Origin of the sequence: uncultured Thiodictyon sp. (assembly GCA_903837595.1) — a bacterium.
In the GTDB taxonomy this organism is placed as follows: Bacteria; Pseudomonadota; Gammaproteobacteria; order Chromatiales; family Chromatiaceae; genus Thiodictyon.
The window spans coordinates 20,144-30,705 of sequence record CAILVI010000524.1; the positions used below are offsets into that span (position 1 = coordinate 20,144).

General features: G+C 59.6%; 8 protein-coding genes. 2 read left to right on the forward strand and 6 right to left on the reverse strand.

All coding sequences use genetic code 11. The features are described from left to right. Nucleotides 1-3: 3 nt before the first annotated feature. On the forward strand, nt 4-294 hold the full coding sequence (locus QZY44_RS31945; protein WP_295457120.1) for a hypothetical protein: 291 nt from the start codon (nt 4-6) through the stop codon (nt 292-294). A gap of 83 nt (nt 295-377) precedes the next feature. Beyond that, entirely contained in the window at nt 378-536 is a 159-nt protein-coding gene (locus QZY44_RS31950; protein ID WP_295457124.1) for a hypothetical protein, read from the forward strand. A gap of 121 nt (nt 537-657) precedes the next feature. On the opposite strand, the gene QZY44_RS31955 is transcribed toward QZY44_RS31950, so the two are convergent. The 6 genes from QZY44_RS31955 to QZY44_RS31980 form a co-directional block, all read right to left on the reverse strand. Continuing rightward, on the reverse strand, nt 658-2,040 hold the full coding sequence (locus tag QZY44_RS31955; RefSeq protein ID WP_295457127.1) for a sensor histidine kinase: 1,383 nt from the start codon (nt 2,038-2,040) through the stop codon (nt 658-660). Further along, nucleotides 2,040-2,735: a response regulator transcription factor gene (locus QZY44_RS31960; RefSeq protein WP_295457131.1), complete on the reverse strand. Its 696-nt coding sequence runs from the start codon at nt 2,733-2,735 to the stop codon at nt 2,040-2,042. The genes QZY44_RS31955 and QZY44_RS31960 overlap by 1 nt, the downstream gene beginning before the upstream one ends. A gap of 692 nt (nt 2,736-3,427) precedes the next feature. Further along, nucleotides 3,428-4,330 carry a DUF535 family protein gene (locus QZY44_RS31965; protein ID WP_295457133.1) on the reverse strand — a complete coding sequence of 301 codons (903 nt, stop codon included), beginning with the start codon at nt 4,328-4,330 and terminating at the stop codon, nt 3,428-3,430. A gap of 124 nt (nt 4,331-4,454) precedes the next feature. Further along, on the reverse strand, nt 4,455-7,568 hold the full coding sequence (locus tag QZY44_RS31970) for a CusA/CzcA family heavy metal efflux RND transporter (RefSeq protein ID WP_295457136.1): 3,114 nt from the start codon (nt 7,566-7,568) through the stop codon (nt 4,455-4,457). A 43-nt stretch (nt 7,569-7,611) separates the two neighbouring features. Then, nucleotides 7,612-8,781 carry an efflux RND transporter periplasmic adaptor subunit gene (locus QZY44_RS31975; RefSeq protein ID WP_295457138.1) on the reverse strand — a complete coding sequence of 390 codons (1,170 nt, stop codon included), beginning with the start codon at nt 8,779-8,781 and terminating at the stop codon, nt 7,612-7,614. A 2-nt stretch (nt 8,782-8,783) separates the two neighbouring features. Further along, nucleotides 8,784-10,562 (reverse strand): efflux transporter outer membrane subunit (locus QZY44_RS31980; RefSeq protein WP_295457140.1); only part of this gene is annotated, 1,779 nt, incomplete at its 5' end.

Genomic DNA, 10,562 nt, shown 5'->3' on the forward strand with positions numbered 1-10,562 from the left:
CGGATGGACCGTTGCCCGAATTGCCGTGCCCGCCGGGAGGCCGAGGAGACCTGCCGCCGCTGCGGGATGGACTTGAGCTCACTACTCGCGGTGGAACAGGCGGCCGAGGGACTCATCACCCACGCCCTGCGCCAACTCGCCGCGGGTGACGTCCCCGCGGCGCTCCAGACCCTGACCAGGGCCCGTGCGCTCAACGCGGAACCCTTCATTGAGCAACTGCTGGGGTTTCTACGGCACCTGGCTGATGACCCATCGCGGCCCAATCAAGCTCACCGGAGCGTCCGTGATGACTGAGTCCCCTGACCTGTCCGGACAGGTGCACGCCGTCCTGCACGAGATCGCCGAAGGTTGCGCTGCGCGCAACCTCCGCCGATGAAATGAATGTCCCCGGTTGGCGCCTGCACCCGCTCACTGGCGCACTCACCGGCCATTGCTCCTGCCGGGTCAGCGGAAATTGGCGTTTGTCCTTTTATGGCCTATGGCAGGCCGAGCCGAAGGGGCTGCCTCAAGTGGAGCGGGCACATCCCGCCAGGTGAAGACGAACCGAGGTCTTCCGGGGTCAGATCCACATTGCCGAGGATCCGCACGTCCGCCACCGACTCCCGCCATTCCTGGGCGATCTCGAACAGCGAGCTGGTGAATGCAGGACAATTTTCATCAGTCTGGGTCGCCGTCGGAGGCAAAGGCCACCATCACACTGAGACCGCCCCAGTCGCTGTCCGACAGCGTGACCTTCGCCCGGTGAGCCGCGGCTATGTCACGAACAATGGCCAGTCCCAGCCCACTACCATCACCCGTGGCCGACCGTCCACGCACGAATCTCTCAAAGACCCTCTCGCGCTCATCCTCGGGAATGCCCGGCCCGGAGTCGGACACCCGTATCCGTGGAGATTGGTCGAGAACTTCGATCCGCACCCGACCGCCAGACGAGGTGTAGCGGATCGCATTGTCGAGCAGATTGCTCAATGTCTCCGCGATTAACTCCGGCTGAACGTTGGCGAGCACGGGCTCGGTCGGTGCCAAAAGTTCGAATTCAATCGCCTTCGCCAATGCCTGGTCGGCATGAGCCGTACCCACATCCAGAGCCAGACTACCCAGGTCAGCACTGACAAACCCGAAATCGCCACGAGATTCCAGATTGAGGCTACCGAGCGACAGCAACTGCTGCACCAAGCGTGCAGTACGTTGCGTGGCATGGTTCAGTTCGCCGATGACCGCGCGTGCCGTCGGCAAGTCAGGCGCTTCTGCCGCACGTGCAAGACCGAGCTGGAGCCCCGTCAGCGGTGTTCGCAACTGGTGCGCCGCGGTCGCAGCGAACTGGCGCTCTGCGGCGAGCATCGTGCGAATGCGCCCGAGCAAGTCATTCAGTGCCGTCGCGAAAGGCAATAGCTCGTGCGGTACATCATGGTCGGCGATCGGTTGCAGCGAGGCATGGGAACGCTCGTTCCAGCGCGCGGCGATTCGCTCCAAAGGGCGTACCGTTCTGCGTACCGCGACCAAGATGGCGACCGCAGTAGCGAGCACAAACACAGCCAGCGGCCACAGCACCTCCACCAGTTCCCGCTCCGAGCGCTGGCGCTTCACCAGCGTCTCCGAGACCAAGACGCTGGCACCCTGGCCCTCACTGTCGTCAAGGTCGACGCGCGCAACCCGCACCCGCTTCCCATCGAGCCCAGTTTCGTAGGCACGACCCCGCGGGTATATCACTTCGTGTTGGCCGCTCTGAGGTATGCTGCGGCGCCCGGCCAGCAAGCGCTCGCCCTGGATCACGCTGAAGTCGATGCGATCGATGTCGTCATAGAGCAAGACCGCTTGAGCTGCTGATGCCAGGTCGAGCGACGCCCGTCCGTGTTCGAACCGAACGAGCGCGCCGACCGAGCGTGCGGCATCGAGCAGCCAGTGGTCGAAGACGCGCTCGGTCAGCCGATGGGCGGTGTAGGTACCCAAGGCACCGGTGGCCGCCACGATCGCAAGCAGCGGCAACATCAGCCGCACGAGCAGATCGCGGCTTAGCCAGTGCACCCCGCCTTGGGGGCGCATCAGTGTGATCCTGCATCGGCATCAAGCGCGAGCAGATAGCCGAAGCCACGCAGGGTGCGTATGACGGTTCCCGATCCGGCGAGCTTGCGACGCAGGCGCGAGACATAGAGTTCCGCGACGTTGTCGCCGATCTCGAGATTCCGGTCGGCAAGCGCGTCGAGCAGCGCCCGCTTCGACACCAGCCGTGGTGCCCGTCGGATCAATATCCCCAGCACTTCAAACTCGCGCGGCGACAATTCGAGCGCCCGCTCCTCAATATAGGCCCGGCCTTCGTCGCCAAGCCATGTCAGGCAGCCGTAGTGCAAGAGCCCGCCGCTGGATACCTGACTGCGTCGCCGCAATGCTTCCACACGCGCATCCAACTCGTCAGCCGCAAATGGCTTCACCAGGTAGTCGTCGGCGCCGCAGCGCAAACCCAGCACTCGGTCGGCGACACTATCACGCGCGGTTAGCACGAGCACCGGTGTCTGGCGGTCACGCTGGCGCAGCTTGGTTAGCCAGTGCCCGCCATCGCCGTCCGGCAGGCCAAGGTCCAAGACGATGAGATCAAAGGCTCCGCTGTCCGGGCTCAGTGCCAATACTTGATCCGCCGCACCGAGGCTGAAGCACGCCTGAACCACCCAGCCGCGCGGGCGCCAGCGAAGCAGCAATTCGCGAGAGATCGTGGAGTCGTCTTCAATCAGCAGCAGGCGCATCTGACTTATCTTACCTCAGCCATGCTCGCGAAGCCATGGCCATGTGCCGCCCAGCCTGGGGGTTTGACAGGTCCATGACAGCTACGGCGACGACAATCACACCCTTAGGGGCCTGCCTGCCGTGTCTGGCTACGTCATTATGCCCACCTGGCGTCCGGCCCAGTCGCCGTTAAACGTAGTATGTCGTGCGAGGAGCGTCTCGTGGGTGTGGCCGAAAAGGCGCCGGGCGGTCGTATCGCTCCGCGCCCTCGCTCAGCATAGCAAAACCGAGAGCTACTTCTGAATTAGCAAACGTCTATCGAGTATTGGCATGAGGATTCGACATATCCACAGCGGCACCGAGTATATCGCCCGACTGACCTGGGCCGTGGGGGCAGACTATCCGGAGGTTGTTGCAGCCGGCATCGCGGAACCGATAGACCCGTTTGGTTTCATTGTGCTGGAGGCAACCGCCGCGGAAAAAATGGTGCTGCCTCCCGACTGGCGCGAGGTGGTTCCAAGGGCCGGTGCTGCGCGACCCAGACATCAATGAACGCATGGGGCTTATCCTGGTGATGCTCCCGGCGCCCGCGCGCCGGTCGGCAGCGCACCACGAACGGCGACGCTAGCGCTTGCGACAGGTCCGTCGGCCGCCCCGCGCGGACGGGGCAGACGGCAGGACCAACCGACCTCCGGCGAGTCGCGAGGTGCCCTCAGATGGTGGCACTCAGCTGCTGTTTCGTCGCGTCGAGGAGCGCAAAGCGCCTCAGGTACATGGCCCGCTTTCGCGATTCAATCGCATCGATCGGCTTTCTCAGTGACAGCTCGGGAAGCCTCCAGTTTCCGTCCGGCTCGGGCATCGCGCCGAGTTCCTGCCAGAATTGCGTGTAGTCGAAGTAGACCTGATGTACACGATGGCTTCTCGAGTGGGCCTTGAATTGATGTCGGCCGTCGATTCCGACCAGGCCATCCAGCTGCCACAGGCTGGCACATTGGCGCAATACTTCAATGAGAAAGTAGCGGGGTCGCATGCCATGCAGGGCGCGGGTCGCGTCGCGCACGTCGGACTTACGGTTCCTGCCGGGCGGGCCCTGAATGGCGCCGACGAACAGCCGATTCCCATATATGGAAAAGGCGGCGGAGAAGATGGCGCCACCGCACCGCTCGTCCCTGAGCGTGAGCAGCCACAAGCCCTCCTGTGGATTGTCGAGATTCCAACCGAGATCCAACTGCATTGCCGATGATGGGTCGCTTACCAGGGTAACCCGGTCTGCGCGTGTCAGACCGGCGAGTTTCCCACGCTCTAGGCGCGAGTCGAAAAAATTGAGGTCGCTAATCACCATGGCAAAGCGACTCCCCATCGTGGATCGTACGTCGACATAGTGCTGAAAGGGAGCCATGAACAGGCGGTGGTGCCTGGCAAACAGCTCAGCGGCCCATGGCAACTGCTCGAACACGCAACACAATCGTTGCTTATGAAATCTGGCGTAACCAAGATGGAGCAGCGTCTTAATCCTGCGTCCGATGTTGTAGGAGCGGGTGGTCTTGAGCGCCATGACTTGCCGGTAGCTTGGCCATGGTATAACACAGGTCAGGTGCGTTGGGTCGCGATACATCTTTAGTCCTCCAGTCAAACGGCTAAGGGCTCGCTGATTGCTGGCGATCCTTGGGCCGCGTTCATTTCTTATTGTGCATTATTGTCAGGCGTCCGTTTACGATATGGCTCGCTGATAGATCGCTTCATTCGCTCGTCAGCGGCTGGTTTCCTTCTATTCGCGTTTCTGCAGCGAATACCGGAAACAGCAATGGCAGCAGCAACAGGGTGAACAATGTGGCCGATATGATTCCGCCCACGATCACCACCGCAAAAGGACGCTGGGTCTCAGAGCCGATACCATGAGACAGGGCCGCAGGCAGCAATCCGAGCCCAGCCATCAATGCCGTCATCACGATCGGCCGCAGGCGCGCCACCGCCCCGTCGATGACGCTGTCACGCAAACTATGGCCATGACGCATACCCTCGATAAATTGCTCGACCATGATCACACCGTTCTGGACCGAAATTCCTGCCACCGCAATAAACCCGACGGCGGAAGAGACCGACAGATGTAATCCGGCCAATGCCAGACCAGCCAAACCGCCTATTAGGGTAAAGGGGACCATCAGCACGATTAGCAAGGCTTTCGGAACGGACTTGAACGCCCAAAAGAGCAGTACGAAAATCATCAACACCGAAAGCGGCACAATCACCTTCAACCGGGCGATAGCGCGTTGCTGATTCTCAAATTGCCCGCCCCAGGTCATGGTGTAACCGGGTGGCATCTTGACCTGCTGCTTGACCTTTTCCATCGCCTCGGCGACAAAGCTCCCTTGGTCACGCCCAAGCAGGTTGGCCTTGACCGCGACCATCCGCCCGCCCGCCTCGCGGCCGACCCGGGCCGCACCTTGACGCAAGGTGATGACGGCAACTGAGCCAAGCGGAATCGTGCTATTTCCGCCCGGAATGAGGATCGGCAAATCGGCAATATCATCGATGGCATCACGGAACGGCTCGGCAATGCGCAGGGTTACGTCGAAGCGCCTGTCAGACTCAAAAAAGGTATTGACTGTACTACCGGCCAGCGCGGCCGCAATGGTGGCATTCACCTCATTGACATTAATACCATAGCGCGCCAGGCGGTTGCGATCGAGCGTGATGTTTAGTTCGGCTTGCCCACCCACCTTGATCGCGGCCACGTCGGCTGCACCGCGGATACCTGCCAGTATGGTTGCTACCTGTCCGGATTTGTCTTCCAGGATATCCAGATCAGGACCGTATATTTTTACCGAGATTTCACCCTTCACGCCTGACAGGGCCTCTTCCACATTATCCTGAATGACTTGAGAGAAGTTTGTCGGGACCCCGGGGATGACGCCTATCTTTCTGGTCATATCCGCAATCAACGCCTCCTTGTCGGCGAAGAACCAGGTGTCATGCGGATTGAGATCGGCCATAATTTCCAGATTATTGGGGCCTTTGGGGTCCGTGCCGTCATCCGGGCGACCCACTTGGGTGGCGACGTTATTGACCTCGGGGTAGCTCTTGAGAATAGCGCGGACCTGACGTTCTATCTCTTTGGTCTTTTCCAAGACCGTGGCGGGCGGCAGGCTGATGGTCAGCCAGATATTGCCTTCATCCAGTTTTGGCAAGAACTCGCTACCGAGGAATGGCGCCGCAATTAAAGTCACGACCAATGCACAAACAGACACCACGACAATCAGATAGCGACGGGGCTCAGCCCACAACAGCGAGGCACGGTAGCGTTCCTGAAAACGTTGCATCCAATCACTGTGTCGCTCGGCCAGGTCCTTATTGCGAACAGCATAGCTCAACAGCGCCGGCAACAGGGTGAGCGTCAACAAAATGGCTCCCACCAAAGCAAAGGTCAGGGTGTAGGCGACAGGCGAAAATATCTTTCCTTCCACCCGCTGAAAGGTAAAGATAGGCAAAAACGCGACGATGATAATTGCCTTGGAGAACAGGATGGGATATCCCATCTCGACACTGGTCTGCTTGACGAGATAGAGGCGATGACCCGGGGTATGATGCTTCGCGATATCATCGGCCTTAGCCAATGCGAGCTTCACCATCAAGGCTTCAACCAAGACCACCGCGCTATCGATAATGATGCCGAAGTCCACTGCACCCAGAGAAATCAGGTTGGCTGACACACCACGATAATCGATCAGAATGAAGGCGAACAACAGGGCCAGCGGAATGATAACCGCAACCGCCAGCGCAGCATACCAGTTACGCAGAAAAATGATGAGGATGGCCACAACCAATAGCGCGCCGACGATCAGGTTCTCGGCGACCGTATGCACCGTGTGTTTAACCAGATCGGTACGATCGTAGTATGGCACGAGCTTCACGCCGGCGGGTAGTGCATGAGAAATCTGCGCAATTCGTTCCTTGATCCCTGCGACCACCTCTGTGGCATTCTGCCCTTTGGTCATTTGCACGACCCCCTCCACCACATTGTCGCGCTCGTTAAACGCGACGATACCGGAACGCGGACGGGCACCGATCGCGACTTCGGAGACATCGCCGACCAGCACCGTCTTGCCGTCTTTTGCAGTGACCACAACCTGCCTGATATCATCTAAACTCTTGAACAGGCCCAGGCTGCGAAGCACCAGCCCCTCGTCGCCGCGCCGCATCACCCCACCGCCGATATTGCTGCTATTGGCAATAATGGCTTGAGACACCTGGTCGATCGTCACATTGAATTTGCGCAACAGGAAGGGATTGATGCGAATCTGGTATTCCTTGACCGTACCGCCGAAGCTCACCACATCGGCCACGCCCGGCACCTGGCGCAGTGCCGGACGCAACACCCAGTCCTGTAAGGCACGGACCTCGTTGGGCGACATGCTGTCCGGGGCATCGATCACATAGCGATACACCTCGCCCACGGCATTAGTGAGCGGTGCAATCGAGGGTTGTATTCCCACCGGTAACGTGACACCTTGCAGTTTTTCCAGCACCTGCTGGCGCGCAAAGTAATCGTCCGTGCGGTCAGAGAACGTCAGCGTAATGACCGACAGGCCGGTAATGGATACCGAACGCAGCTGGGTCATATGCGGTACGCCGCTCATCTCGCGCTCGATCGGCAATGTCACACTGCGCTCGACTTCCTCCGGCGCTTGGCCTGGGGCTTGGGTCACGATCTGAACCTGCACATCCTGTACGTCTGGAAATGCCTCAATAGGCAAATGGTCAAGCGCCTGCAAACCGGCAATCAGCAAGACGAAGGCGCCGGCCAGGACAAATACACGCTGCTGCAACGCGAAGGTAACGACTGCCTCAAGCATTACTGCAACGCCCCCTGCCGCATCAATTTAGGGATGTCCATAATCATTCGTTCCCGGCCAGCTCGGAATTGAGTAGCAATGCCCCCGTGGTGACGACGCGCTCTCCCGGCGCCAACCCATATTTGATATAGGTGAACTCGCTGCCCTGTGAGGAAGGCACCACGCGTCGACGCTGTAACACCCCGGGCGATGACTCGACGAACAGGAAGGAATATAGGCCTTGAGTGAACAGCGCGGCATTAGGGACCCGTGGCAAACTGCCATTTTCGGTCTGAATCGGCGCGGCCCGGGCGAACATCTCCGGCTTGAGCCGACGCGAAGGATCATCGACTTCACAGCGAACCTGAATACGCCGCGTGACCGGATCGAGCGCACCAGCGATGACGGAGACCCTGCCGCGGAATACCTCACCCGGGTAAGCATCGACCTCAATCGTCATCAAGCGGCCGATCTCGACTTTGTTGAGTTGTTGCTCGGGAAGATCGACTTGCACCCAGAGCCTGGTCGGATCGGTGATAACAAATAATGGGATAGTCGCATCGGTTCGCACTTCACTGCCGACATTGATTTGGCGCTCGGTCACCGTCCCGGAGATCGGTGCACGCAAAATAAATTGCCCGCTCTCGTTGGGCGAGCTGGCGCTGAGATTCTTCATGCGCGCCTTGGCGCGCGCCTCCTCGGCCTCGGCCTGATGCCAATCGGCCTCGGCCGCCTCGAGCTCTTTGCGTGCCAGACCCTTCGCCTCATAGAGCAAGGTGGAACGCTCAAAAACCTGATGCTTATGCAACACGTCGGCTTGCGCCTTCAAGCGGTCGGCCACCGCCTGGGCGTAATCCGGTGAATCCAGCGCCGCCAGCTCCCCGCCCGTTTTCACCTGTTGACCCGGCTCGACAGAAATCTTGGTCACCCGTCCGGCCAGCGGCGAGAATATACGGGCGGTGACATTATCATTGTAGATAATGCGCGCATTCAGCGGTTCAACCAAGGGTTCAGGTCGCGCTTCCACCGGCATGATTTGCAGGAAGGTCAATTGCGGGGCATCCGCGGGAAAGCGCAGGGTATCCGGCGCCGGATGTTGCGTCGGTGCTGACCCTGCGGCAATCGCGGTTGCCGATGCTTCGACAGACGAGAACTTTTTCCACCCCATATAACCTAGACCTGCCAGCGTCACCACCAAAAGAGCCAACAGAATCAGTTGTTTTCCGTTACCCATTTTTATCCTGCCTCCTTCGTTGAAATAGTCTCACCCACCGCGGCCAACGGGGTCTTGGTACTCGGGACAGCAGTATCTTTACGATGCCACCAACCTCCACCCAATGCTTGAAATAGCGCGGCTGTGTCGCCTAAACGGGCGGTTTGCGCCTGCACGCGGCTGAGGACCGTGAGTTGATAACTTTGTTGCGCCAGCAACAAGATTTGATAGCTCACCTGACCGGAGTCATATTGTTTGCGCGTGAGTTCCAGCACCGACTTGGTGGCCTGCTCGGAGGTGTCGGCCGCTTTTAGCGTATCCGCATCGGACTGAATGGCATGTAAGGTATCGGCCACATTCTGCAAGGCCGCGATGACGACGGTGCGATATTGGGCAGCCGCTTGGAGCATAGCCTGTTGGGCTGCGCGGGATTGCGCACGCAGAGTGCCGCCATCAAAGATGGTGTGCGTGATGGCGCCGATGATATTGAAAAATGGCCCGCCGGGTTTGAACATCCAGTCGGGGCTCGCTGCCATGCCGCCGATGGCCGCGGTGATATTGAACAGCGGCAAGCGATTGGCAATTGACACACCGTATTGCGCGGTGACGGCATGGAGCTCTTCTTCGGCAGCCCGTACGTCGGGTCGGTGCTCGATCATCGTCGACGGCAGGCTGAGCGGTAACTCTTGTGGCAAGTGGATATCCGCCAGCGCAAAAGTCTCCGGTACATCCTCACTCGGGGCCTGGCCTGCCAGCGCGCGTATCAGGTCACGCGTTTGTTCCAGCTGCTTTTCCAGCGGCGGCAAGGCTTGCTCAGCTTGTGCCAGCAAGGCCTCTTGCCCGGCAACATCGATCTGTGCAATAAAGCCCAGTGCCAGTTGCTTGCGGATGATATCAAGGCTTTCGCGATTCGTGGCGATGAATCCTTTGACCGCCGCAAGCTGTTCGCGCAGCCCGGCCTCTTGCAGTGCGGCGGCCACAACATTCGAAGCGAGTGTGATATAGGTCGCTTCGAGCTGAAACCCCATCTCATCGGCCTGCGCTTGTGCCGATTCGGTCTGACGACGATTCAGGCCAAATACATCTGGGACATAGCCGATGTTCAACTGGGCAACATGAAAATTGTAGGTGACCGGACCGTTATAATGCCCACCGGTAGTATTCGTACCATAAGGCGGCGGCGGATTTGACCCGGTAGCAATGACGCGGCCATTACCCTGTACACCGGGGGAATTGCCCCCCATATTGCCCGCCAGCATATTGCGCGACGGCGTATAACTGACGCTCACCGTGGGGAAGAAATAGCCCTGTTGCGCGACGACATTCTCTTGTGCCTGTCGCAGCGCTGCCTGCGCCGAATCGATCGAAGGGTTTGCGCGAAAAGAGCGCTCGATCAGTGTGTTTAATTTCGGCGACTGGAACAGTGTCCACCAATCGGAACGAATGTCTTGAGTGGTGCTGAAGCGCTGGGCCTCACCCGCTGCAACAGCGGCAGAGACCGTCCCGGTGGCCAGCGACCCCGGTGGTCCGTAGTGTTGCGCTCTTGGCGAGTCTGGGCGTCTAAAATCAGGTCCAACAGCGCAGCCGCCCAGGAGTAAGACGGTCGCTAGTGCGATCAGCAGCGACCGTTCAAAGCGTCTTGGCGAAACGCAATTTGAGGAGAGCGAAATACAAAGCGCCGGCAAGTGGGCTCGGGTGCAGGTACGCCAGCCAAGGCTGCGGCTGGAGTGATCCGCAGGAACTCCAGGTCGGACCGCAAGGGCTTCCCGTCTGGTTCGGTCATGGGGATTACTGAGGAATTC